Annotated in this window: 18 protein-coding genes; 16 read left to right on the plus strand and 2 right to left on the minus strand. The window is 61.6% G+C overall.

Annotation, left to right across the window (positions count from 1 at the left end; all coding sequences use genetic code 11):
* Positions 1-15 precede the first annotated feature (15 nt).
* From QYS60_RS02525 to QYS60_RS02535, 3 genes are all read left to right on the plus strand, one after another.
* Entirely contained in the window at positions 16-1095 is a 1080-nt protein-coding gene (locus QYS60_RS02525) for a sugar phosphate nucleotidyltransferase (RefSeq protein WP_371382341.1), read from the plus strand.
* 42 nt (positions 1096-1137) lie between these two features.
* Positions 1138-2379 carry a mannose-6-phosphate isomerase, class I gene (gene manA, locus QYS60_RS02530; protein ID WP_371382342.1) on the plus strand — a complete coding sequence of 414 codons (1242 nt, stop codon included), beginning with the start codon at positions 1138-1140 and terminating at the stop codon, positions 2377-2379.
* A 92-nt stretch (positions 2380-2471) separates the two neighbouring features.
* Complete coding sequence (locus QYS60_RS02535; protein WP_371382343.1) at positions 2472-3791, plus strand: UDP-glucose/GDP-mannose dehydrogenase family protein; 1320 nt, start codon at positions 2472-2474, stop codon at positions 3789-3791.
* 23 nt (positions 3792-3814) lie between these two features.
* Here the strand turns inward: QYS60_RS02535 and QYS60_RS02540 are convergent, their stop codons facing one another.
* Positions 3815-4747: a UTP--glucose-1-phosphate uridylyltransferase gene (locus tag QYS60_RS02540; RefSeq protein ID WP_371382344.1), complete on the minus strand. Its 933-nt coding sequence runs from the start codon at positions 4745-4747 to the stop codon at positions 3815-3817.
* Positions 4748-5547: 800 nt separating this feature from the next.
* Here QYS60_RS02540 and QYS60_RS02545 point away from each other — a divergent pair.
* From QYS60_RS02545 to QYS60_RS02600, 12 genes are all read left to right on the plus strand, one after another.
* Positions 5548-7089 carry a sugar transferase gene (locus QYS60_RS02545; protein WP_371382345.1) on the plus strand — a complete coding sequence of 514 codons (1542 nt, stop codon included), beginning with the start codon at positions 5548-5550 and terminating at the stop codon, positions 7087-7089.
* 145 nt (positions 7090-7234) lie between these two features.
* Positions 7235-8644 carry a lipopolysaccharide biosynthesis protein gene (locus QYS60_RS02550; RefSeq protein WP_371382346.1) on the plus strand — a complete coding sequence of 470 codons (1410 nt, stop codon included), beginning with the start codon at positions 7235-7237 and terminating at the stop codon, positions 8642-8644.
* Between the two features lie 514 nt (positions 8645-9158).
* Positions 9159-9731: a glycosyltransferase gene (locus QYS60_RS02555; RefSeq protein WP_371382358.1), complete on the plus strand. Its 573-nt coding sequence runs from the start codon at positions 9159-9161 to the stop codon at positions 9729-9731.
* Between the two features lie 57 nt (positions 9732-9788).
* Entirely contained in the window at positions 9789-10727 is a 939-nt protein-coding gene (locus QYS60_RS02560; protein WP_371382347.1) for an NAD-dependent epimerase/dehydratase family protein, read from the plus strand.
* A gap of 94 nt (positions 10728-10821) precedes the next feature.
* On the plus strand, positions 10822-12165 hold the full coding sequence (locus QYS60_RS02565) for an O-antigen ligase family protein (protein WP_371382348.1): 1344 nt from the start codon (positions 10822-10824) through the stop codon (positions 12163-12165).
* Positions 12162-13286, plus strand: coding sequence for a glycosyltransferase family 4 protein (locus tag QYS60_RS02570; RefSeq protein ID WP_371382349.1), 1125 nt, complete (start codon positions 12162-12164; stop codon positions 13284-13286). The genes QYS60_RS02565 and QYS60_RS02570 overlap by 4 nt, the downstream gene beginning before the upstream one ends.
* A 1186-nt stretch (positions 13287-14472) precedes the next feature.
* Positions 14473-15072 (plus strand): WecB/TagA/CpsF family glycosyltransferase, encoded by a 600-nt coding sequence (locus tag QYS60_RS02575; protein WP_371382359.1) that lies wholly within the window; start codon positions 14473-14475, stop codon positions 15070-15072.
* 122 nt (positions 15073-15194) lie between these two features.
* Positions 15195-16523, plus strand: a complete 1329-nt coding sequence (locus QYS60_RS02580) for a UDP-glucose/GDP-mannose dehydrogenase family protein (protein ID WP_371382350.1) — start codon at positions 15195-15197, stop codon at positions 16521-16523.
* A 117-nt stretch (positions 16524-16640) separates the two neighbouring features.
* A complete protein-coding gene (locus QYS60_RS02585) occupies positions 16641-17744 on the plus strand; it encodes an acyltransferase family protein (protein ID WP_371382351.1) in 1104 nt (367 codons plus the stop codon).
* Between the two features lie 273 nt (positions 17745-18017).
* The gene (gene gmd / locus QYS60_RS02590; RefSeq protein ID WP_371382360.1) at positions 18018-19046 is read left to right on the plus strand and encodes a GDP-mannose 4,6-dehydratase; all 1029 of its coding nucleotides are present in this window, start codon (positions 18018-18020) and stop codon (positions 19044-19046) included.
* A complete protein-coding gene (locus tag QYS60_RS02595; protein WP_371382352.1) occupies positions 19046-20014 on the plus strand; it encodes a GDP-L-fucose synthase family protein in 969 nt (322 codons plus the stop codon). Before gmd ends, QYS60_RS02595 begins: the two co-directional genes overlap by 1 nt.
* A gap of 210 nt (positions 20015-20224) precedes the next feature.
* Positions 20225-20410, plus strand: a complete 186-nt coding sequence (locus QYS60_RS02600) for a hypothetical protein (protein ID WP_371382353.1) — start codon at positions 20225-20227, stop codon at positions 20408-20410.
* Positions 20411-20425: 15 nt separating this feature from the next.
* Here QYS60_RS02600 and QYS60_RS02605 read toward each other — a convergent pair whose 3' ends face one another.
* The gene (locus QYS60_RS02605) at positions 20426-22207 is read right to left on the minus strand and encodes a DUF4012 domain-containing protein (protein ID WP_371382361.1); all 1782 of its coding nucleotides are present in this window, start codon (positions 22205-22207) and stop codon (positions 20426-20428) included.
* A gap of 269 nt (positions 22208-22476) precedes the next feature.
* On the opposite strand from QYS60_RS02605, the gene QYS60_RS02610 reads away from it, so the two are divergent.
* On the plus strand, positions 22477-24947 hold a 2471-nt coding region (locus QYS60_RS02610; protein ID WP_371382354.1), incomplete at its 3' end, for an AMP-binding protein.

Below are 24947 nucleotides of genomic sequence, written 5' to 3' on the forward strand. Positions count from 1 at the left end.
CGCACCGGGGGAATCATGAATGCAGAACACGCACCGGATGCGGTGATCCTGGTCGGAGGCAAGGGAACCCGACTGCGTCCCCTCACCCTGTCGGCTCCCAAGCCCATGCTGCCCACCGCGGGCGTGCCGTTCCTGACGCACCTGCTGGCTCGGATCAAAGCGGCCGGCATAACTCACGTGGTGCTCAGTACCTCGTTCAAGGCTGAGGTCTTCGAGGAGCACTTCGGGGACGGCGCGGCCCTGGGCCTCGAGATCGAGTACGTCACCGAGACCGAACCGCTCGGCACCGGCGGCGGAATCCGGAACGTGCTCCCGCACCTGCGCGCCGACAACGTCATGGTGTTCAACGGCGACGTGCTCGGCGGCAGCGACCTGCGCGAGATCCTGCACACGCACGAGACCAACGACGCCGACGTGACGCTGCACCTCGTGCGCGTCGCCGATCCGCGCGCCTTCGGGTGCGTGCCCACCGACGTGGCTGGACGGGTCACGGCGTTCCTGGAGAAGACGCAGGATCCGCCGACCGATCAGATCAATGCGGGCTGCTACGTGTTCCGCCGCGAATGGATCGAGAAGATCCCGGCCGGACGTCCCGTCTCGGTGGAGCGAGAGGTGTTCCCGACGCTGCTCGTGGACGGCGCACGCGTGTTCGGGCACGTCGACACCGCCTACTGGCGGGACATGGGCACGCCCGGCGACTTCGTGCAGGGCTCGTCCGACCTGGTGCGCGGCATTGCGCCGTCGCCGGCGCTCGCGGGGGAGCGCGGTGAGTCCCGCGTGCACCCCAGCGCTCGGGTCGCACCCGGTGCGATGCTGATCGGTGGGACCGTCATCGGCCGCGACGTCGTGGTCGGCGGCGGGGCGCGCCTGGACGGTGTTGCCGTGTTCGACGGCGCACGCATCGACGCCGGGGCGGTGGTGGAGCGGTCGATCGTGGGATTCGGAGCCCGCATCGGGCCGCGCGCACTCGTCCGCGACGCGGTGATCGGCGACGGCGCCGAGGTCGGTGCCCGCTGCGAGTTGCTGCGTGGCACGCGGGTGTGGCCGGGGGTCGTGCTGCCGGACGGCGGGGTCCGATTCTCGACCGACGTGTAGCGACGTGCAGGGCAAGCTGATCCGGTTCCGGAGAGGAGTTCGATGTATCCGCTTCGCGGGGCCGTTCGACACTATTCGTGGGGTTCGCACACCGCGCTGGCCGAGCTGACCGGCCGCCCGGCGCCGACCGAGGAGCCGGAGGCCGAGCTGTGGCTCGGTGCCCATCCGGTGGCCCCGGCGACGGTGGACACCGAAGATGGCGCGGTGCCGCTGTGCGATCTCATCGCCCGCGATCCCGAAGGTCAGCTCGGACCGGACTGTGCTCGGCAGTTCGACGGTCGGTTGCCGTTCCTGCTGAAAGTCCTCGCGGCCGAGCAGCCGCTCTCGTTGCAGGCGCACCCGAGCCGGGCGCAGGCCCGGGAAGGCTTCGCGCGCGAGAACGCGGCAGGAATTCCGCTGGACGCCCCACACCGGAACTACCGCGACGACAACTACAAACCCGAGATGGTCGTCGCGCTGAGCAGATTCGAGGCGCTGGCCGGATTCCGGGAACCGGCCGAGACGGTCGAGTTCCTCCGCGACCTCGTGGTGTCGGAGCTGACGCCGTACGCCTCCGAACTCGGTGACAACCTCGATGCAACAGGGCTCCGCGCCCTGTTCACCGCATGGATGACGCTGCCGACCAAATCGCTCGTGGAGCTGACGGACGCCGTTCTCTCGGGCTGTGAGCGCTACCTCGAAGCACGATCCGGGTCGGAGGACGAGTTCACCGTCGCGGCGCGGACGGCCCTCGAGCTCGGTCTCGCGTATCCGGAGGACCCCGGCGTCCTCGCCTCGCTCCTGCTCAACCGGGTGAGCATGGAGCCGGGGGACGCCTTGTTCCTCCCGGCGGGCAACCTCCACGCGTATCTGCGGGGCACGGCCGTGGAGATCATGGCGAACTCGGACAACGTGCTCCGCGGCGGGCTCACGTCCAAACACGTGGACATACCCGAACTGCTGCGCGTGCTCGACTTCGACTCGGTGGGTGTGCCGTGGGTGCGCGCCCGCCGCGACGGACACGAACGCCTGTACGCACCGCCGGTGCACGAGTTCGAGTTGTGGCGGGTGCGGCTGCACAACTCGGGCACGCCGGAACCCGCCACTGCCGCATTCGCCGGCTCGACCCCACGGATCCTGCTGTGCGTGCAGGGATCAGTGCGGCTGCGGTGTGACGATCGGATCTTGAACCTCGGGCAGGGCGAGGCGGCGTGGGTTCCGAGCTCGGACCCCGAACTCGTCGTCCGGAGCTCTCACGCGACGGTCTTCGTGGCAACTCCGCCGATTCGGTCGGAATCGGCCTGATCGGCCGACAGCGCCTACTCTTCATACGCTGTTGGTTCAGACCTCAGCGTGCATCGGTGTGCTGAACACCCTGACTGGGTACCTCTGGGTGCATGCGCTGCACAGTCTTCGGCACGGGATACCTGGGCGCCACTCATGCCGCCTGCATGGCAGAACTAGGGCATGACGTCCTGGGCGTCGACATCGACGCCGGGAAGATCGCGAAGTTGACGGCAGGGGAGGTGCCCTTCTTCGAGCCCGGACTCGCAGAAGTACTGCGACGCAATCTCGACAGCGGACGGCTGCGTTTCACGACGTCCTACGCCGAGGCCGCCGACTTCGCGGACCTGCACTTCATCGGTGTCGGCACCCCGCAGAAGAGCGGTGAGTTCGCCGCGGATCTGTCCCAGCTGCATGCGGTCGTCGACGCGCTCGCCCCGCTCCTGACCCGCCCGGCACTGATCGTCGGGAAGTCGACGGTGCCCGTCGGAACGGCCGAGCAACTGGCAGAGCGTGCCAAGAGCGCCGCCCCGGCCGGCGACGACGTCGAGGTGGCGTGGAACCCCGAATTCCTGCGCGAGGGGTACGCCGTGCGCGACACGCTCACACCGGACCGGTTGGTCGTCGGGGTCGACCGCAATCGCGACGGGCGAGCCGAAGCGACCCTGCGTGACTTCTATGCATGCCAGATCGCCGAGGGCGTGCCCTTCCTGGTCACGAACATCGCCACCGCCGAACTCGTGAAGGCCGCTGCGAACGCCTTCCTGGCAACGAAGATCTCCTTCATCAACGCCGTCGCGGAGGTCTGCGACGCGAGTGGCGCGGACGTAGTCGAGCTGGCCGACGCGCTCGGCTACGACGCCCGGATCGGACGGCGATTCCTCAATGCCGGACTCGGATTCGGAGGTGGGTGCCTCCCGAAGGATATTCGAGCTTTCATGGCGAGGGCCGGCGAGCTCGGCGCCAACAACGTTCTCCACCTGCTCCGGGAGGTGGACGGCATCAACATGGGGCGTCGCAGCACCATGGTGGAGATGACGAGGGAAGCCTGCGGTGGATCGCTCCTGGGCACCCGCATCGCAGTCCTGGGCGCGGCCTTCAAACCCGACTCCGACGACGTGCGGGATTCCCCGGCACTCAACGTGGCCGGACAACTTCAACTGCAGGGCGCAGCGGTGACGGTCTTCGATCCGAAGGCAATGGAGAACTCACGACGGCTGTTCCCCACCCTCGCCTATGCGGCCGACATCCCCGAGGCATGCAAGGGAGCCGACGCAGTCCTGGTGCTGACCGAATGGGAGGAGTTCAGGGCCCTGGATCCGGAAGAGATCGGCGCAGTGGTTCGAGCCCGCACCGTTCTGGACGGGCGTAACTGCCTCGACGCGCAGCGGTGGCGTTCCCATGGCTGGCGCTATCACGGCATGGGCCGGTAAGCAGTTCGCCGGTGGCCCAGCCCCTACTGCTGTGCGTCGGGGTCGATCTGCTTGAGCCGGTCCGTCAGCCATGAGCGCAGCACCGGGCCGTACTCCGGGCTGGCGAGGGCGGAGTCGACACAGGCTCGCAGATAGCCGCCGGGATTGCCGAGGTCGTGCCGCGAGCCACGGTGGACCACGACATGAACGGGGTGACCCTCGTCGATCAGCAGCGAGATGGCATCGGTGAGCTGCAGTTCGCCGCCCACCCCGGGCTTCACGCGGCGCAGCGCATCGAAGATCGCGCGATCGAGGAGGTAACGGCCGGCCGCGGCAAGGGTGGAGGGTGCGTCCTCGAGCTTCGGCTTCTCGACCATGCCGAGCACCTTCATCACGTCGGGGTTCGCGACACCGGGCACCTCCTGGACTTCGAAGATGCCGTACGAGCTGACCTGGGCTTTGGGCACGTCGATGGCGCAGAGGACCGTACCGCCGCGCTTGGCGCGGACACGGGCCATCACCTCGAGGACGCCGCAGGGCTGGACGAGGTCGTCGGGAAGGAGGACCGCGATGGCGTCCTCGTCGTCGTCGAGGGCCTGCTCGGCGCAGCCGACGGCGTGCCCGAGCCCGAGCGGCTCGGCCTGCACGACGGATTCGACATCGAGCAACCTCGGTGCCTTGCGCACCTTTTCGAGCAGGTGGTGCTTGCCCTTCGCTTCCAGGTGATTCTCGAGAACCAGGTCCTCGACGAAGTGCGCGACCACGCCGGCCTTGCCCGGTGCGGTGACAATGACGAGGCGGCCCGCACCCGACTCGGCAGCCTCCGACGCGACCAGTTCGATACCGGGGGTGTCCACGACCGGCAGGAGTTCCTTGGGAACCGTCTTGGTGGCGGGCAGGAACCGCGTGCCCATGCCGGCAGCCGGCACCACCGCCGTCTTGAACACGCACGGATTCTCGGCGATCAATTCGCCCATGGCGACACCTCGTCTCTCGAATGGGCCACATCGGGTAATTGCCAGTGGGACGTACCCGTGGCAGCGGGAATATCGATCGGAATAGGCACGCGCCGAGTGGTTGCGGTGGGGGAGAGTTCCCGCAGTAATGCGCGATCGTGCGGAGTTTAACGCATCGGGCGAAATTCGCGACCTCACTCGGGCGACTCAGTGGGACACCGGGGTAGCGAACGGGGCCGCCGCCGATGACCTTCGAAGGTTCTTCCAAGTCAAGGCATATCAGTCTCGCCGGTTGCACTCCAGATGTCCTGCCCGCGCTGCCGCGACAGTGGACCCAGCGGGATCCGCTGCTTCGCGATCCGAAATTTTGCACGACGAATACAGGTTATGTACTAGCGTTTGCATCCTGCTGTCTGTACGTTGAGGTGAACTGGTCATGCGTCCAACTCAATGCCGAATCGTCACTACGTAACGGGCGTGTGTGACATTTCACACTGTAACGAAGAATAGCTTGCAACCGAACGGTCGTCGCGCCTAGAGCGTGAACATACCGTCTGACCTGGTACTTGCTGAGAAGTTACTGAGAAGTAGGTAGTTTTCGCAGGTCAACGCGTGTCAGCGACAGTCCCAGTCGTGTCCCGATCGAGATGCAAGTCGCGGCCGAATGGCCCAAGATGTTCCTTACCGAGGGCAACGCAGGTTTGAGATGTGTGCGGTACGGGGAGGTACGTGCACAACATCGATGCCGTCCGCGTGTTCCGTCCGAGGTGATCGCACCAGTACGGGCAACTCGCCCGTGTGGGGCTCGGGGAGGGAACGGAATGAATTCAGCAGTGGACCAGTCGGACCGGGTACACACCACGGCCGACTCCACGAGGGAGGTGCCGGCAGGGCACGGCCCCTACGTGGTCGGAGACCGCTCCGGCAATACCCGATGGTCGTGGCAGAGCGCATACGTCCGGCGCCTGTTCTGGACCGATAACGTCATCGTCGTCGTGGCCGTCGTACTTGCACACCTCGTTCGCTTCGGGGAATCGGACCTGCTCGCGGCCACGTCGTTCAGTGAGTTGAACTATGCCGTCGTGTCAGTCTGCCTTGCTGCGGCATGGATCGGGACTCTCGTACTCTTCCGCACCCGGTCGCGCCGCGTCATCGGCAGCGGGTACGAAGAGTACCAACGGGTAATATCCGGAACGCTGCGGCTTTTCGGTGCTATCGCGATCGTCTCGCTGGTATTCAAGCTCGACCTGGCCCGCGGCTACCTTGCCATCGCGTTGCCCGCTGGGCTCATGATGCTGATCTTCAGTCGGTGGATGTGGCGGCGCGTCGTGGCACGGAAGCGAAGCCGTGGCGAGTTCCAGACCTCGGTCCTCGTTGTCGGTGGCGAGCACGCGGTACGCCACATGACGAGGACCTTCCAGCGTGGAGCGTCCGACGGCTACCGGGTCGTCGGTGTCTGCGTTCCGCGCTATGCCGGTGAACGTGGTGAGTCCATCGAGGTTGACGGGAACCGGATCGGAATCTACGGCGACGAACGATCAGTCGTCGAAGCTCTCGCCGAATCGGGTGCAGACACGGTCGTAGTGACGGCAACCGAAACCCTCGGACACGAAGGTATCCGCGACTTGGTCTGGGAACTGGAGCCGTACGAGGCGGATCTCGTCGTGGCTACCGGCGTCGTAGATGTGGCGGGCCCTCGCATGGAGATGCGGCCCGTCGCCGGCCTGCCGCTCATTCATGTAGAGAAGCCCAGCTATCACGGCGCCAAGCGAAGCGGAAAGCGCGCATTCGATCTGGCCTTCTCCCTTACGGCTCTTGTGCTATTAGCTCCCGTTTTCGCTGCGGTGGCGCTGGCCATCAAGCTCGACAGCAAGGGTCCGGTGTTCTATCGCTCGGAGCGCATCGGCCTCGACGGCGAGCCCTTCGGCATGATCAAGTTCCGATCGATGGTGACCGACGCCGACAAGCAGGTGCCAGCACTTCTCGATCGAAACGAGGGTGCCGGGCTGTTGTTCAAGATGCGTGACGATCCACGGATCACCCGTGTCGGCAGATTCATTCGTCGATATAGCATCGACGAACTCCCGCAGTTCATCAACGTCGTTCGTCGGGAGATGAGCGTCGTGGGGCCGCGTCCACCGCTGCGCCGTGAGGTTGAGAACTACGATGGCATGATCCGACGCCGGCTCCTGGTCCGGCCCGGCGTCACAGGACTCTGGCAGGTGAGTGGACGATCGGACCTGTCGTGGGACGAGTCCGTTCGACTGGACCTGTCGTACGTCGAGAACTGGTCGATGGTCAGCGATGTGCTGATCATCGCGAAAACCATTAAAGCCGTCGTGTCGAGTGACGGCGCGTACTAGACCCGATCACCGATGCTGACCTCAACGCCGCAGACCCCGACGCAGGATCCTCCTCTCTGTCCTATAACGCGCTCTGGCGGTACCGTCCGCCAGGAGCGAATCCTCCGCCGCATCGACAGCCCATGCAAATAGACGATGATTCGAAATGAAAACGGCATTGCACAAGGCGGCGTCAATGAACAATCGGCGCCCTAACGATCCGCGAAAGTCTGGTGGCGTGCGCAACCTCGCCGCGACAATTATTGCATTTGCTCCGGGACTCGCCCTGCCGTTTGTCATAACCGCCGAAATGTCAACTATGGCGGCTGCCGCAATACTCCTCGCGTTCTCGGCCGCAACTGCCGTAAGTGGGACCGTAGGCAACGCAATTGAGCTGAACGCCGTTGCGGAGTTCGGCAAACTATTCAGTAGGACGTTACGACCAACCGGCAGGAACGTGACTCGTTTCGTTATCCAATCCGTTCGATTCTCCCTTATCGCCGCAAGTCTCATTGTCCCGGCGTCAGTCATTCTTGTGATGGGCCGATTCGAAGACCCAAAACTGCTGGTGGCGGCTGGGGTCGGGCTATTACCGTTACCGTTGCTCTACGCGGTGTCCAATACCCTCTCAGGTGCCGTGATCGCTGCTGGCCGCACGCCAACTGCCATCCTTACGCAAGCGTTGAGGACCCTTCCGCCCCTGCTATTTGTCATCGCTATTCCCATCGAAAACCTCCTCGTGCTCGCGTTGAGCTTCACAATCGGAGAGGCGCTTCGAGGATTCGTCCTCGTCGTCTCAATTCGGCGAACCTCTGAGTTCATTGATACCGAAGTCCGCGATACTGTCCTCACAACTAAAGGCATGGGATGGCAAAGCTCTGCGACGTTCCTAGCGCAGTTCGGCCCAATGGTAAACCGCGCATTCTTAGTGGGCGCTGGACCATCAGCGATCGTGGCGTATGAACTTGCAGACAAACTGAATGCCGCAGGGAATCAGTTCATGACCTCGGGAGTATTGCTTCCGCGGTTCTCTTCCTGGTCCCGACTGCAAATTGACAATCGACGTGCGTGGGGCACAGTCACGCGGGACGCAATGAAAGCAGCCCTGATCTCTGCCGCAATTGCCGTAGTGGGCTCGGTCGGAGGGTTCTTGGCTCCGTTAATCTTTCCTATTCCAAACGAGTGGATCGCCGGTGTTCGCTGGGGTGCACTTCTTTTCCTCGGACTACCTGCAGTCTTCGTGACGACTGCATGCAACCGCCTATTCATATTGCTAGGTCGTCAACGCCTCTTGATGCCGCTTATGTTGACTGGGTTAGCTACCACCGTCGGACTGAACTTTGTCTTCACCGCGATAGTCGGCCCATTTGGTGTGATCGTCGCTCTAATCGTCGCCCGGTACGCCCTGGCTGGTATTCACGTTGCAGTCATTGCCCGCGTCGCAGTTCCGAAGACTTGGAGCCTCGAAAACAAAAGCCTCGGCCCGCTCGAAGATCACGGCAACGATAGGCCGGCCGGAACGGACCACACCACATCGACCCCCTACCAAAGGAATCAACGTGCGGACAATCGTTGAACATATCGACATCACGAATTTGGTGGCAGGCGGGATCGACACTTGCATCGGTGACGTGATCAGACACTCTGCCGAGAACGAAATTCGGATCATTGGGATCTCCGAGGGCGGCGAACATCCAGTAGGACAGTGGAATCGAGTAGCGTTCGACGAACGTGAGGTATGGTTTTTTCCCGTCGCGTCCTTCGAGCGCTCAAGAACTAGAGGCCTTCGAGTGCCTGACTCCTTACGGTTCGCATTTGGACTCCTCGCCCATCGACAAGCAATTGGCTCGGACCTAGTGCAGGTACACAGGGTAGAAACTGGGTTCATCTGTCGGCTACTGGGCGTGAAGAGATATGTGCAGTTCATCCACAACGACGGGGTCGCTCTAACTGGATCAAATTCGGATTCAGCATGGCGCCGCCTCCCCGGACTGTACAGGCTGCTTGAAAGTAGCTCCCTGCGGTATGCGTCAGGGGTCGTGCTATTCAACGAAAAGGACGCAAGCCGAGTTCGCGCTATTAGGAACGATGTGCATGTTTCAACGACATGGTTCAACGGAACGACCTTCAACTTCGATCCAAGTATTCCGAAGGAATACTATTCATGGGTTGGGCGTTTTGAGGCTCAGAAGGACCCCATTCTGGCGGTCCGAACGATGATTGACATCTGTAGAAGTGACCCATCCGCGAAGGCAGTCATGGCTGGCGAAGGCAGCATGGAACCTGCGGTTCGGTCACACGTTGAGGAATGCGATCTAGCCGACCAAATTTCGTTTCCGGGCCGAATCTCGCGAGTTGAAGTTGCTGAACTCATGCGCCGCAGTAGAGCAACCCTGCTCACTTCTCACTATGAGGGCTCGCCGCGCGTCATGTTCGAGTCACTTGCCTGCGGAACTCCGGTTGTTACGACCGAAGGTGCCGACCCCAGCCGCGTTATCTCGCAGGGCATCAACGGAATCGTATGCGCGCGGTCGCACACAGAGTTGTCGGCCGGCCTCGAGCTGGCAAGCTCACTTCCATCTGACATCGTCGCCAGGTCGGCAGATCCATACGACGTCGAAGAAGTCCTACCAACGGTGCTGAGGATTGGGACCTCTCAGTAGGACGCTTAGACCCCGCACCTGAGCGTTTTGGTACACATCAAGCAGGAAGGCAAACTAATGAAGGTGCTTGTGACTGGCTGCGCTGGATTTATTGGAAGCAGTATTGCCAGGAAGCACATTGGACTGGGTGACGCAGTGATTGGAGCGGATTGCTTCACGACCTACTATGATCTCCAGCAAAAGCGTTCGAACCTCTGCGACATCGTCGAAAAGTTTGATTACTTCCACGATAGGGACTTGCTGCTGACCGACCTTGACGCCCTTCTGTCGGATGTTGATGTCGTTTACCATCAGGCGGGCCAGCCCGGGGTTCGCAAGTCGTGGGGCGCTGACTTCGAGGAATACACAGCGAATAACGTCCGACTGACGCAGATGCTCTTGGAAGCTGCGAAGCGTAGTACACGCCTTAGTCGATTCGTCTATGCGTCCTCGTCGTCAGTCTATGGCGACAGCGAATCCTATCCGACGGACGAAGGGATGCTGCCCCGCCCTATGAGCCCGTACGGGGTCACCAAGCTCGCCGCGGAACACCTCGCAACACTCTATGCGAAGAACTACGGGGTGCCCACTGTTTCCTTGCGCTATTTTACCGTCTATGGGCCGCGTCAGAGGCCGGATATGGCATTCCATAGGTTCATTCGGGCCCACCTAAACGGTGAGGAACTTCAAGTATACGGCGACGGTACTCAAATCCGAGACTTCACGTTCGTCGACGATGTAGTTGAGGCCAATATTGCGGCGGCGAACTCGAATTGTGTCCCTGGGACCGTCATCAACGTCGCCGGCGGCAGTAGCGTCTCCGTTAATCGGATTCTTGAATTAATTGGCGAGATATCGGGCCGTGCGCCGAGGATTTCGAACGTAGACAAAATCGCCGGGGACGTCTACCGAACGGGCGGTAGTATTGAACGCGCCCAAAAGACGCTTGGTTGGACACCCCGCGTCAGCATCGAGGATGGTCTGAGGCTTGAATTCGACTGGCTAAAGAATCTATAGTGCGCCCACTCAACGGAGGTCCACAGTGAGGACAGTCGGACCATTCATACACGGACGCCGATCCGACATCATTTCCCGTGGACTAGCCTTCACGATGCTCGGAATCATTGCTGCTCTTTCCGCCGGCATAGCAGTCGTTGTTAGTCCCATTGTTGGAGTGGCTATTGCCGGGGTCCTTCTAGCAGGCGTCGCAGATTCACTCCCGCTTGCAGGGATTTTTTTCGGCATCCTGGCGGTGCGGGCTATCTCCGATGGATCGTCCGTAGGTAATGGCCCCGCCGGGCTTGGCTCAGTTGCCTCTTGGTCGGGGCTGGCTTTCTTGCTAATGGGGACGGGGGCGGTTCTACTTCGGCGCCGCGGCATCGGGCAAGCAGCGCTAATTCTGGTTGCCGTATTTGTGTCGACATGGTACGCGGTCGAGAACTATTCCGGATCTGTATGGAAGGAAGGGCTCCGAGTTGCCTCGATCGTATGCGCATTCCTGCTCGTTCTTAATCTCGGTCGACGAATCAATCTTCTTGATGCCCTACGAATGTTGCAAGCAATTGCGTGCTTCTCAGCGACATTTTCGATATATCAGTTTTTAACGGGTACAGGGATGATAGTCGACCACGTGAAAAGACCCGCTGGTACGCTCGCTCACCCCAATTCGGCCGCGTTGGTGTACGGGATTGCGCTCACCGCAACTCTGTACATGCTTCTCAAGCGGAAGCAGTCCATCCTGAATCTGCTGATTGCGACTCTACTTGGTGCTGCCCTAATTCTGACTGCTAGCATTGGGGGTCTTGTGACGGCAGCGGTGATGGCAATTGCTCTCGTCGTTCTTGTCACCGAAATCCCGACCTGGGTCCGGGCGCTCTCGGTTTTCGCAGTACTCGCTGCCGGTTATACATTCTCCCGTACAGAAATCGGATCGGTCCGAATCGACGAATTCTCGTCCTCCGACTTAGTCGGTGCGCCGTCCAACTCATTTGAGTGGCGAGTGTATGCGTGGCAAAGAATTCTAGAGGTTTGGCGAGCTGAGCCATACTTCGGACAAGGTCTGGGGGCAACGACGAGCCGCATGATTGGCGTGGAGAATGTGCCACATAACGAGTATGTCCGGTTCATTACTGAACTTGGCATTCTTGGCGCAGGTCTGGTTGCGGTGGTGTTTGCGTGGATTGCTCGGAAGCTGTGGCGACTTCGGAGGGAAGAAGGTGAGCTTGGGGAATTTGCCAACCTTAATCTCGCTTTCTTGGCCGGGTTGCTGGTGAATTCGGCCGGCGCGAATACCTTCTTGTACTCGGTGCCGGTCCTTATGTTATGCCTTCCCATTGCGGGAATGTTTGCTCTAAAGGCAGAGCGGTCCGCAGATGCACCTGAATTCTCCGATCCCGTACGGACCCCCGCAGGGTCGCGCAGTTTCGGACAGCGACAAGAGGTGAGGACGGTATGAAGGGGCGCATCGTGGGGCCGCTGACTATGCACAGGAGTGTACTGATGGTCGTCGATAAGGCGCCGCCCGACTATGGCGGCGCTGGCGCGCAAGCGTTGCTTCTTGCTCAGGAGCTCACCGCAAGGGGCTGGCATGCAAGGATCCTCGCACGGCGTCGAGGCCCAGCTTCGGTTGACAGCAGGTTTGTAGTGTTTCTCGGCCCTCGCTGTGGTCTTGGCGATGGTCTTCTGAGCAACCTTCTCTTCAGCGTTCAGGTTTTCCTTCGAGTGCTGAGGTCGCGCGCCCAAGTCGTGCACATCCATGGAGCCTACTATTACGGTTTTGCTGCAGCTCTGGCCTGCAAATTGCGGCGCCGCCCATATATCCTTAAAGTGACGCTCCTCGGTCGAGATGATCCGCAGTCGCTAAGAAGGTTCGTCAAATTTAAGCTCCCGGTTGGTCGGCTTCTGGTCAAACAGTTTGTTTGGGCTCGGCGGGTGATCGCGCTTAACAATGCAATCCTGGAGTCATGCCTCAGCCTCGTTGACGCAGAATGCATTGCGATCCTGCCGAACGGCGTAGATTCGAAAAGTTTGCAACGTCTCCGGTCTGACGACGCGGCGAATGCTGTCGTCTTTTCGGGCGCGATATCGCGACGGAAAGGCGTCGACCAGTTACTGAAGGCATGGTTTTCACTCGCAGACGACTATCCAGAATGGGAATTGCGTCTAATCGGACCTGTCCGGGACGACGTCGCCGAACTAGTGGACGAAGCTTGCTCGGATCCCCGAGCCCAAGTCCGGCACCTTGGAGAACTTTCCCAGGAGGAAGCATGGATGGAAATGGGAAGTTGCTCGGTGTTCGCACTACCTTCGCGGGCGGAAGGCCTGTCAAACGCACTGCTTGAGGCAATGACGCTCGGACTTCGGTGCGTGGTTAGCGACATAGCTGTCAATGAGGAAGTTTGCGGGAGTCTTGGTTTTTATGCGAAGTCGGACCAGGAAGATGGTCTGTCCTCCGCCTTGCGCGCTGCAATCGAAGCCGATGTAATTTCGAACGCAGCGGTTATGGCTGCTGCGTCGTACTTCAGTCTCGATCGATTGGTAGACAACTATGAAAACATGTATCTCTCGCTGTCTTAGAACTATGCTTGGACACATATTTCAGGACTGGCGCGCGAATACGTCGCGGCCGCACATCCAAGTCTTCCTGGCTCTCTTCCGAGCGTCTCAATTTGTCCGATCCGCCCCACGCCTGCTGCGCCTTGCGTTCATTGGGATCCCTGCTACGTATAACGTGGCGCGGCTAGTCCTTGGGATCGATCTTCCGTCTGCGGTTCGCTCCGGCCGTGGACTACAGATCCATCATGGTGTCGGTCTCGTTGTTCATCCGAGGTCGATCCTCGGGACGAATGTGGTGCTTCGTCACGGCGTTACAGTTGGAAACAAGGGGAGGGGTCGCACGGGGGCACCAGTGCTCGGCGACGAGGTTGACGTCGGCGCGGGAGCGGCCATTATTGGGCCGGTCCGTGTCGGTTCGCGAGTACAGATCGGCGTCAATGCCGTAGTTATCTCGGATGTGCCCGAGGGCAGAATCGTTGTAGCACCACTTGCTTCTTCGATTGATCGCCTCCCTGACTCAGCAGGAGAAAAATGAGGTCCGTAATACAGCTTGCAATGGAGCATCGTCGGTTATTCGAGGAGAGATACAGCACGTCGTTGAACCGGCATCCGCTCGTCTTGATGATTGCAAACCCCACCATTCGAGCTGGAGTGCTCTTTCATCTTGCATCGCAGAGAAGCAGGCTTCATTTCATATTTCGGAATTTACTGATTACTCTGCATGCATGTGACGTTTCTCAGGGCGCGGAAATACTGGGTCCGATCTTGCTGCCCCATCCTTTGTCGATTGTAGTTGGCAAGGGCGTCAGAATCGGGAAGGGCGTAACGATCTACCAAGGCGTCACCCTTGGTTCAGGAACCGGCGGCAGGTATCCCGTCCTGGGTGATGAGGCGACAATTTATGCGAATGCGATAGTCGTAGGATCGGCTGTAGTTGCGCCGAAGGCCGTTGTCAGGGCAGGTTCGATTGTCTCGGGATGAAGGGGACACCTATAGAGGGGAAGGGGGCTTGTCGATGAGACAATCCTTTGAACTGGCGCAGAAGGTGGATGTTGCCGGCATCCCATTTGCATGCATGTCGTTGGACGAGGCTGCAATCGCGGTGTTGGATTCGGCGGCGAGCTCAGAATCAAATGGTATCTCGGTGCGGTTATCGAACGCGTACTGTGTCGCACTAGCGAACTCGGATCACGCATATGGAGAGGTGATGCGTGACCCAATCGGCGTGAACCTTCCTGATGGTGTCCCCGTGGCATACGTCATGCGGAGTCGTGGCAGATTTGACAAGCCGACGTCACTACTCGTCCGCGGTCCGTCCCTTTTTGCCCGGGCGCTTGAGCTGAGTCAGGAATGCGACGTTGCCCACTTTCTTTTCGGAACTAACGAAAGCACGCTTGAGGCTCTTCGGGCGCGTATCGAACAGTTATATCCCGGCGCAAGAATCGCGGGATCATACGCGCCGGGCATTGTCAGTTTGAACGAAGAGTTCTTTCGAGGTGTTGAGCAACGGATCGCGGATTCTGGTGCCCAACTCGTGTGGGTCGCGCTGGGGACACCGAAGCAAGACTTTGTTTCGTCGGAATTGGCTCGGCGCCTAGGCTTGTGTTTCGTTGGGGTGGGCGCCGCGTTTGACTTTTTGGCGGGGACCGTTCAGGAAGCTCCGACAGTCTTCCATGGAAGTGGATTCGAGTGGGTATACCGACTCAGTCGAGAGCCGCGTCGCTTGTGGAGACGATACCTGTTTGGAAACATTGAGTTCGTGCGCGCGGTGCTTTCGGTGCGGCGACGTAATCGAAAGACGAATTAGTTTCTCGTCGCTTTCGGCATTTTCCGAAAACGGCCCGGACGGGTTGCGGATGGATACTGCGTGGCTCGACGCCGGGAAACAACTAGCTGGACTGTATTGGTCGACATGTGAAGGGGACATTGATGGCTATGCAAATCGCTGTATTCGGTACGGGCTACTTGGGGGCAACGCATGCGGCTTGCATGGCCGAACTTGGGCATGACGTCATCGGAGTCGACGTAGACGCCGGAAAGGTTGAGAAGCTAGCGTCTGGTGACGTGCCGTTCTACGAGCCTGGGTTGGACGAGGTGCTGCGCCGGAATATCAAATCGGGACGCCTGCGCTTCTCGACGTCGTATGAGGAGGCCGCAGGCTGCGCGGATGTCCACTTCTTGGGTGTTGGGACACCACAGAAGAAGGGCGAGTTTGCGGCCGACGTCTCATACGTCAACCGCGTCATCGAGGACCTCGCTCCTCTAATTGACCGGCCAGCTGTGATTTTTGGGAAGTCTACGGTCCCTGTTGGCACCGCCGAGCGACTCGGGACGCGTGTGCGGGAACTCTCCCCGGCCGGCGATGCGGTCGAACTGGCGTGGAACCCGGAGTTCCTACGGGAGGGGTATGCTGTTCAGGACACGCTGCGTCCCGATCGTCTGGTTCTCGGTGTTGACCCCTCGCGCAACGGCAGGGCAGAAACGGTTGCCCGCGCGGTGTACGGAGATTTGTTGGACAGTGGGATTCCGCTCATTGTGACAGACCTTGCGACAGCTGAGTTAGTGAAAGTCTCGGCAAATGCATTCCTGGCGACCAAAATATCGTTCATTAATGCAATGGCTGAAGTTTGTGAGGCGGCTGGGGCGGACGTGTCTGTGCTAGCAGATGCGATTGGTCACGATGCAAGAATAGGACGAAAGTTCCTGAATGCAGGAATCGGTTTCGGCGGAGGATGTCTGCCTAAAGATATACGGGCATTTATGGCGAGGGCCGGCGAGCTCGGCGCCGATCAAGCACTGACTTTTTTGCGGGAGGTCGACGCAATCAACATGCGTCGCCGGACAAGCATGGTCGAGGTTGCAAAGTCTGCTTGTGGCGGATCACTGTTGGGTGCTCGGGTCGCTGTTCTTGGCTGCGCCTTCAAACCGGATTCAGATGACGTTCGCGATTCACCTGCGCTGAATATTGCAGGACAAATTCAATTGCAGGGCGCCGCCGTCAGTGTCTTTGATCCGAAGGCGATGGAAAACTCCCGGCGGTTGTTCCCGACACTGTACTACGCCGCTTCAGCGAAAGATGCTTGCAATGGAGCTGACGTAGTACTCGTTCTAACTGAGTGGCAAGAGTTTCGGGAGATGATTCCGAGCGACATTGAAAGCGTTGTCCGTCAAAGGCATATTGTTGACGGTCGGAACTGCCTTGAGTCCGATAGGTGGCGTGACGCGGGGTGGAGCTACCAAGGCGTTGGAAGGCGCTGACGTACCGCACTGGCACTTTAGGTGACGATTGCTGGTTCCTACCGCTAACGAGCTACTAACGGTGAGACTTTTCTAGCATGTTGCCTCTAGGTGCTTTCACAAGGGGAGGGGCCTGTCATGGCAGAGCGAATACTTCAAGATCCGTACGCGTCTGACATAAGTCGAGACAATCTTTTCGACTTTATTCGGTTGTTTGCTGCCAGCGCTGTCGTTGTACAGCACGGTGTAAACCTCTTGGATGAACGGTTCTTGTGGCATGGCTCGTCTGACAACTACTGGTTCTTTGACGGTGTTTCAATGTTCTTCGTGATGAGTGGACTGTTCGTCTACCGCTCGGCGGAAAGGACGTTTTCATCTACAGGGAATTGGCTCGATTACTGTCGTAATCGTTTCCTTAGAGTGGCGCCGGCCATATACGTGTATGTGGTCGTGGTCGTGGTCGTCATGATGTGTATTGGCGCAATAAATTGGCGCGATATGATAAATCTTGATGTGTTTGCCTGGCTCGTCGGATGCTTATTCTTGCTTCCCGGGCATGATCCGAGCGCTTTCGCGTCTTTTGGCACTGGGATTCTAAATGGTTCGTTGTGGACTATTCCTGTGGAGGTTTCGTTTTATGCACTGGCTCCGGTACTTGTTGCATTAGCGCACAGGTATGGATTTCACAGGATGTTGGTGGCATTGACTCCGATTGCTATCGTAGGTCCAATTGTGGTCCATTTGGTTGGGGGCGTGTTTGAAAATCTGCTGCACCATACATTTATCGAATATTTGTCATGCTTCGCAGCCGGTATTCTTCTCTCTGGCATATGGCATCGAATACCTCGTCACTGGTCGTTCTTTGTCGCGGCAGTCGCAGCTTATATAGCAGTGATAGCGTTTACGCCACCCGAGATATCGGCCGTGCTTGACCCATTGGTGATTTTAGCGCCCCTTGCGTTCGCAACGATTTGGTTCGGGTTTTACGGGCCGCAAGTATTTCGACTAATCACGGACCGGATCGGAGATATTAGTTTCGGGACATACATTTGGCACTGGCCACTGATTAATCTCTTCATTTGGTTCGACTGGACGAGCGGACAATTGACAGTTCTGGCGCTGCTGTTTGCCTCCTGGTGCATGGGATTTCTGTCATGGCGTGTTATCGAACGACCGGCGATGCGTCTAAAGAGGGTAAGCGCTCGTTCTCCGGTGGGGGGCAGCTGTCAGGCCCTCCGGTAGCTCGGCACCAGTCATATGAGGTTTCGGAAAATGTGTCGGGAATTGTCGTGGGCGGGTATTTTACAGGATGAATGTCCTTCATCCTGGAGTGATCCGGTTTTGGGAGCGGGCGGTGTGACGGATCGCCAACTTGGGGGGTGGACGGGATTGGGATGATTCCAGTCAATTAGGTGCCTGTCGTCGGTAGTCTCAAGTATTTGTCCAAGTAGGGCGTGGTAGCGGGCGACATTGTTGCACAGGTCTGTCTCTAGCGTTGCAACCTGAGGAGTTGTGTTGAAGCGAGCATTTATAACGGGAGTTACCGGTCAGGATGGTTCGTACCTTGCTGAACTCTTGCTGTCGAAAGGTTATGAGGTCCACGGCTTGATTAGACGCTCGTCGTCATTCAACACGTCACGGATTGATCATCTCTACGTTGACCCGCATGATTCAAGTGCAAAGTTGTTCCTGCATTACGGTGATCTTAGCGATGGAACACGACTAATAACGCTCTTGTCGAGCATCAGGCCGGACGAAGTGTACAATTTGGGCGCTCAATCCCATGTTCGCGTCAGTTTCGATGAACCGGAGCACACCGGTAATGCGACCGGAATTGGTTCGATCAGGTTGCTTGAGGCTGTTCGTTTGGCGGGTTTGGATTGCAAATACTATCAGGCGTCGAGTTCAGAGATGTTCGGAGCAACTCCTCCCCCGCAGAATGAGGACACTCCGTTCTATCCTCGCTCGCCGTACGGAGCTGCAAAAGTCTACTCTTACTGGGTAACCAAGAATTATCGCGAAGCGTATGGCATGTATGCGGTCAATGGTATTCTCTTCAATCACGAATCACCACGGCGTGGTGAAACGTTTGTGACGCGCAAGATTACGCGCGCTGTAGCCCGCATCAAGGCTGGTATGGAGGAGTATCTGTATATGGGCAATCTTGACGCTGTTCGTGATTGGGGTTATGCCCCTGAGTACGTCGAAGGCATGTGGCAGATGCTTCAGGCGGACGATCCCGATGATTATGTGCTCGCGACGGGCGGCGCGTACTCGGTTCGCGACTTCCTACAGATCGCGTTCGAGCATGCTGGCTTGAACTGGGAGGATCATGTTCGATTCGATGATCGGTACCTTCGTCCCACAGAAGTCGATTCACTCATTGGCGATGCGACTAAGGCCGAAACGAAGCTTGGTTGGAAGGCGCGTGTGCACACGCCGGAGCTGGCGAAGATCATGGTGGACGCGGATATCGAGGCCCTTGAGCATGAAGGGCGGCCGTGGATTGACCGTCCGGTGCATCCGGATTGGCAGATCGCCTGATGTCGGCGGCGTTCGTCCCGTCCCTCCTGGATCGGGACGCCACGTTTTACGTGGCTGGCCATCGAGGCCTAGTCGGCTCGGCGATCTGGCGGTTGCTGGTCAGGGAAGGTTTCACGAACCTGATCGGCCATTCGTCCGATGAGCTGGACCTTCGGGACCGTGACGCAGTATTTCGGTTCTTCGCCGAGTGCAAGCCGGTGCACGTTGTCCTAGCGGCGGCCAAGGTCGGGGGCATTTTGGCGAACAGCACGTACCCGGTTGACTTTCTTTCGGAGAATCTCCGGATCCAGGTGAATGTGTTGGACGCTGCGTTGGAACATGGGACTCAGCGGCTGCTCTTTCTCGGCTCATCGTGCATCTACCCGAAACTCGCTCCCCAGCCGATCAAAGAGGAGTACCTTCTCACTGGTCACTTGGAGCCAACCAACGACGCGTACGCCATCGCGAAGATCGCTGGGATTCTGCACATTCAGGCGGTCAGGCGGCAGTACGGACTGCCGTGGATTTCGGCCATGCCTACCAATCTCTACGGTCCGGGGGACAACTTCTCGCCTGAGGGTTCGCACGTCCTGCCCGCGCTGATCTGCCGGTACGACGAGGCGCGCAGAGAAGGTATCGACACCGTGACGAACTGGGGCACGGGCTCCCCCCTCAGGGAGTTTCTGCACGTCGACGACATGGCTTCAGCGTGTTTGCACCTGATGGAACACTATGACGGTCCGGAGCAGGTCAACGTCGGGACTGGTGAGGACCACTCGATCAAGGAGATCGCTCGGATCGTCGCCGAGGAAGTGGGCTACACCGGCAACATCGAGTGGGACACGAGCAAGCCGGACGGGACGCCGCGGAAGCTGCTGGACGTCTCGAATCTCCGAGCGTCCGGGTGGGAGCCGAAGATTGATCTCCGCTCAGGAATAGCGTCCACCATCGCTTGGTATCGCGAGCATGTGGATGTGGTGCGAACGTAATCCAGTGCCTATTGCCGCGCTCGCCGCGAGGTTCTGCCTCGCGGCCAGTAGCGGTGTTGACCTTGCTATGTGATCGGCCACGTCAGCGCTCAGGAGTGCCAGATCGTTAGTCCAGATATCTTCCACGTCCTGGTCTTCATGTGCTCGCTCTTCGCCGCGTCTGCATGGTGCCTCGCTCGCCCGAACGTCTTGTCGAGCACCGCCGTCGCGGTGGCGTCGTTTCTGTGGCTCGCGCTGAGCGGCCCCCTCGAGGGCCGGGTGCTGTACGTGTTCAATCCTGGCCACGGCCTGACCGAGTCCGACCTTCTGTCCTTCGTCGGATTCGGTATCGCAGCATGGGGCTTCTGGGTGTCCTACCGCCGCTACCAGCGCGGTGGCCCGGGCCGGTGGCTGTAGGACGCCCAGTCGGCCTCAGCCGCAGGCCGGCACGTCGATGGTGAGTTGAGGCTCGTCCACCAGCGGCTGCACCGGTATGCGGGCCTCACCCCCGACGACGGGTTCCGTCAGCTCGAAGACGATCTCGGCCGTCTCGCCGCGCGGAACCGGAAGTTGCACGCTGTAGACCGGATGCCCCAGTTCCTTGCCGGTGAAGTTCATGGCCGGGCTACCGTTCACGGTCACCTTGTCGAGCCTCGCGCCCTGCGTGGCGACCAGTGACAGATCGGTCAGGTTGGCACCGAACGGCGCCCCCATCGGGTTGTCGAACATGCCGGCCACGTAGTTGGTGAAGTCACCCGCGGGCAGGTCGTTGGTCAGCCGCACCGTAACCGTCGAGTTCCGGGTATCGCCGTTGCACGAGCCCGCGGTGTACTCGATCTCGCGTCGCAGGTAGTAGTCCAGCTTGTTGCCGCCCAGGTTGTTGACGACTACGCCCGCATACGGGGCGGAATCTTCGGGAACGGTGTGGCCGAGCGGGGTTTCCGCAAGAACTGCCTGCTCCTCCGGGTTGGCGCTCCACACCGCGAGTCGCCCTTCGCTCGCCGCGCGGCCGAGGGCTTCCAGCAGGGCCTGTGGCCGGCTGATGCTGCCCGTCATCTTCTGGACGACTGCCGACGCGACGCTTTCCAGATACCTCTTGCGGGCGGCCTGATCGTCGCCGAAGCGCGAGTATGCCGTGGATTCGGTGAGTTCGACGACGTTGTCGGCCGTGATCTTCTCCCCGCCGGGCAACGTCACCGGGCCGACCACGTCGAGGACGTAGCTGAGTGCCACGGGGTCCGTCGCGACCGCCCCGTCGACGCGCTCACCCGACTCCTGCTGCCAGATCGACTGCCAGATCTGCGCCGCATACGGGAAGTGCGAGCTGACGTTGCTGTTGCGGAAGTCCACCGTCGGCCGGCTGTGCCCGTAGGTGCGAGCGAAGTCCGGCCCGAGATCGAGGGGCTGGTAGTTGGTGCGCAGCTCCCGGTTGCTCGCCAGGTCGTCGACCCGTACCGCGCCGTCCGCGGCGCGCACGATGCCGAACCCGCCGAGCAGACCACCCGTGCCGCGGGCCTCGGCGTTGGTCTGGAAGCCGATGAAGTAGCTGCGCGGTCCGTCGGCGCCCAGCATGGCCGGTGCGATCTGCGCCGCGAGGGACGTGTTGTGGAGCAAACCGGACAATTCGCCTGTCTGGTCCTGCAATTGGACGCGCGCGTCGTCGATCAGGCCCAGGTAGGTGCCGTCGATGTCCTGCGCTCGGGCGTCCAGTTCGGCCGCCGCTGCTGCGGTGGTCTCGAGGACCGGTGCGGCGTCGCGCAGGGCCGCGAGGTTGATGCGGGCGCCGTCGAGGATCAGCTGATCGGGGGAGACGGCCGAGCCGGCGTCCACTGCGGGGACCAGAACGTCGGATGTGAGACCCGTCACAATGTCACTCATCTGCTGGCTCGAAGCGAACGGACTGCCGAGCCAGGGGATCGCCGCGGCAATGCTCCACGGCAGCGAGTGGGTGGACTCCTGCGCCTGCTTCGCGTACTTGTCGGCGTCGCCGGCGGTGCGCAGCGCCGTCGCGGTATCGCCGGCCAGCAGAGCATTTTTCGAGCTCGTGGCGTACTCACGGGCCTGCTCTAGACTCGACTTGGCGTGCAGCCCTTCGTAAGCCAGCCAGGCGCCCATCCCGACGACGACGACCGCGCCTGCGGTGCAAACGATCGCGATGTTCCGGCGCTTGCGGCGCTCCTGTGCGATCTGCTCGTCGGTCTTGCGCCGGCGCACCTTGCGCCGGCGTGGCTCCGGCGAAAGTGACTCGTCGGTAACATCGTTCACGCGGTCCTGCCCCCTTCGATTCCTCCGGGGTGACCATAACCGAGAAACCGGTCGCCTGGTCGGTTCGAGTGGTGAGTAACGCTGAGGATCGTTAGGGTCGATGTATTCGACGGTGATGGATGCAGGGAGGCGTCCACGCCGTTGTCGATCGAGGGGTCCCCACTGCACGCCCGTCGATCTCGAGGGAAACACGAGGGGGTGCGGTGCCGTCTTTTGCCATGTCCACGAGTCAGCGTGGACTGTGGTTCGCTCAGCAGCTCACCCCGGACGTCCCGTTCACCATCGCGCAGTACCTGGACCTGCACGGCCCGCTCGACGCCGACCTGATCCGCGACGCGTGCGAGAAGGCTGCCCGCGAGGTCGAATCCGGCACGCTGTTCCTCGAGATGGTCGACGGCGAACCACACCAGCGGGTGATCCCGGACGTCGACGACTACCCCGGCTACCTGGACCTGCGCGGCCACGACGACCCCGAGGCCGAGGCGCGACGGTGGATGGACGAGACGTACACCCGTCCGCTCGACCCGCTGCGCGACCGGCTCATCGCCACCACGCTGATCCAGCTGGCCGACGAGCACTTCTACCTGTTCACCTACATCCACCACCTCGCCCTCGACGGGCACGGCGGCATGGTGATGCTCGGCCGCAGCGCCGAGTTGTACACGGCGTGGGTGCGCGGCGAGGAACCGCCGCCGATCCGGGCGCTGAGCCTCGAGCAGATCGCCGAGCACGAGCTCGCCTACGTCGGCAGCTCGCGGCAGGCCGCCGACCGCGAGCACTGGGCGCAGCGCCTGGTGGACCTGCCGCCGCCCGTCACGCTCGCCCCCGGCTCCGCCGCCCCCACGATGCCGTGCCGGCACGTCGGCGCGGAACTCACCGCCGAGGTGACCGCCGCCGTGGCCGACCTGGCCGGCAGCGCCAACTCCACGGACGTGCCGATCGTCGTCGCCGCCTTCGCGGCGTACCTGGCCCGGATGAACGGCACCACGGACGTCGCGCTGAGCCTGCCGGTCTCGGCCCGCACCACCGCACCGCTGCGCCGCTCGGCCGGGTCGATCTCGAACATCGTGCCGCTGCGGGTGCGCGTGGAACCCGACGTCACCGTCGCCGACCTGGTGCGCCGCGTGCAGGTGGAGCTGACCGGGGCGCTGCGGCACCAGCGGTACCGCTACGAGGACATGCTGCGCGACCTGCACGCCGTCGGCGATCACCGGGAGACGCGCAGCGCGTTCGGGCCCGTGGTGAACCTGATGATGTTCAACCCGGAGTACGCGTACGGCGACATCTCCGGCGAGTACAACCTGCTCTCCACCGGCCCGGTCGACGACCTGTCGGTGAACGTGTATGCCGGGATCGCCGGGCGCAGCGTGCGGGTGGACTTCGAGGCCAACCCGCGGCTGTACGGCGACGAGACGCTCACCCGGCACCATCGCCGCTTCCTGGACTTCCTCGGCGCGTTCGCCCGGTCGGCCGAGCGCGCGGTGGGGGATCTGCCGCTCGCGACGCCCGACGAACTCGCCGGCCTCGTGCCCGCGCGCGGCCCGCAGGCCGACGGTGTGTGCCTGCTGGCCGACGTGCTCACCGCGCACGCGGGCTCGGACCGCGTCGCCGTGCGCGACGGGGCGGCCGAGCTCACCTACCGCGACCTGGACGCTCGTTCAACTGCGCTCGCGCGCAAGCTCATTGCCGCCGGCGTCGGACCCGACGACCGAGTGGCGGTGCTGCTGCCACGCTCGGCCGGCTCGGTGATCGCGCTGTGGGCCGTCGCCAAGACCGGCGCCGCCTACACCCCGATCGACCCGGCCACCCCCACGCTGCGGCTCACCGAACTGCTGCGCGACGTGCCCGTCGCGGTGTGCGGCGACGACGTCACCCTGCCCGACGGCGTGACCCGCGTGGACCCGTCCGACGGCGAGACGTCGTCGGCGCCGTTCGAGGTGGGGGAGCGGGTGCGTCCGCTGCACCCCGACCATCTCGCGTGGGTGATCCACACGTCCGGCTCCACCGGCACCCCCAAGGCCGTCGCCGTCAGCCACCGCGGTCTCGCCGGACTCGTCGCGACACTGCGCGCGCGGTACCCGGCCGACGCCGACTCGCGCGTCCTGCATGTGGCCGCGCCGAGTTTCGACGCGTCGCTGCAGGAACTGCTGCTGGCCTTCGACGCCGGCGCCACCCTGGTGATCTGCCCGCCCGACGTCGTCGGCGGACCGGACCTGGCCGCCCTGCTGCGCGAGCAGGCCGTCACCCATGCGATCACCGCACCCGCCGTCCTCGCCGTCACGCCCGAGGCCGAGCTGCCGGCGCTGGGGATGCTCGACGCGGGCGGGGAGGCGCTGCCGGTCGACGTCGCCGACCGGTGGTCGCGCGGGCGCACGATGCTCAACGCGTACGGGCCCACCGAGACCACCGTCCTCGCCACGCTCAGCGACCCGCTGCGCCCGGGTGGGGGCGTGCCCATCGGTGCACCCGTCCACGGCGTGACGGCGCTCGTGCTCGACGCGCGGCTGCGGCCCGTGCCCGTCGGCGCGGTCGGCGAGCTGTACCTGGGCGGGCCGGCCGTCGCGCGCGGCTACCTCGGCGACCCGGCGCTGACCGCGGCCCGGTTCGTCGCGTCGCCGTTCGGGCGCGTGTACCGCACTGGGGACCTGGTGCGCTGGAGCCGTGGGGGGGGGGGGGGGGGGGGGGGGGG

Source organism: Rhodococcus sp. GXMU-t2271 (assembly GCF_041414735.1).
Taxonomy (GTDB): Bacteria; Actinomycetota; Actinomycetes; order Mycobacteriales; family Mycobacteriaceae; genus Rhodococcus; species Rhodococcus indonesiensis.

Excerpts from the sequence above, each read along its gene's own strand:
- QYS60_RS02565 (WP_371382348.1), top strand. The coding sequence starts at position 10,822 with ATGCTCGGAATCATTGCTGCTCTTTCCGCCGGCATAGCAGTCGTTGTT.
- QYS60_RS02585 (WP_371382351.1), top strand. The coding sequence starts at position 16,641 with ATGGCAGAGCGAATACTTCAAGATCCGTACGCGTCTGACATAAGTCGA.
- QYS60_RS02525 (WP_371382341.1), top strand. The coding sequence starts at position 16 with ATGAATGCAGAACACGCACCGGATGCGGTGATCCTGGTCGGAGGCAAG.
- QYS60_RS02560 (WP_371382347.1), top strand. The coding sequence starts at position 9,789 with ATGAAGGTGCTTGTGACTGGCTGCGCTGGATTTATTGGAAGCAGTATT.
- QYS60_RS02550 (WP_371382346.1), top strand. The coding sequence starts at position 7,235 with ATGAAAACGGCATTGCACAAGGCGGCGTCAATGAACAATCGGCGCCCT.
- QYS60_RS02535 (WP_371382343.1), top strand. The coding sequence starts at position 2,472 with ATGCGCTGCACAGTCTTCGGCACGGGATACCTGGGCGCCACTCATGCC.
- QYS60_RS02575 (WP_371382359.1), top strand. The coding sequence starts at position 14,473 with ATGCGTGACCCAATCGGCGTGAACCTTCCTGATGGTGTCCCCGTGGCA.
- QYS60_RS02580 (WP_371382350.1), top strand. The coding sequence starts at position 15,195 with ATGGCTATGCAAATCGCTGTATTCGGTACGGGCTACTTGGGGGCAACG.
- QYS60_RS02540 (WP_371382344.1), bottom strand. The coding sequence starts at position 4,747 with ATGGGCGAATTGATCGCCGAGAATCCGTGCGTGTTCAAGACGGCGGTG.
- QYS60_RS02570 (WP_371382349.1), top strand. The coding sequence starts at position 12,162 with ATGAAGGGGCGCATCGTGGGGCCGCTGACTATGCACAGGAGTGTACTG.
- QYS60_RS02545 (WP_371382345.1), top strand. The coding sequence starts at position 5,548 with ATGAATTCAGCAGTGGACCAGTCGGACCGGGTACACACCACGGCCGAC.
- QYS60_RS02595 (WP_371382352.1), top strand. The coding sequence starts at position 19,046 with ATGTCGGCGGCGTTCGTCCCGTCCCTCCTGGATCGGGACGCCACGTTT.
- manA (WP_371382342.1), top strand. The coding sequence starts at position 1,138 with ATGTATCCGCTTCGCGGGGCCGTTCGACACTATTCGTGGGGTTCGCAC.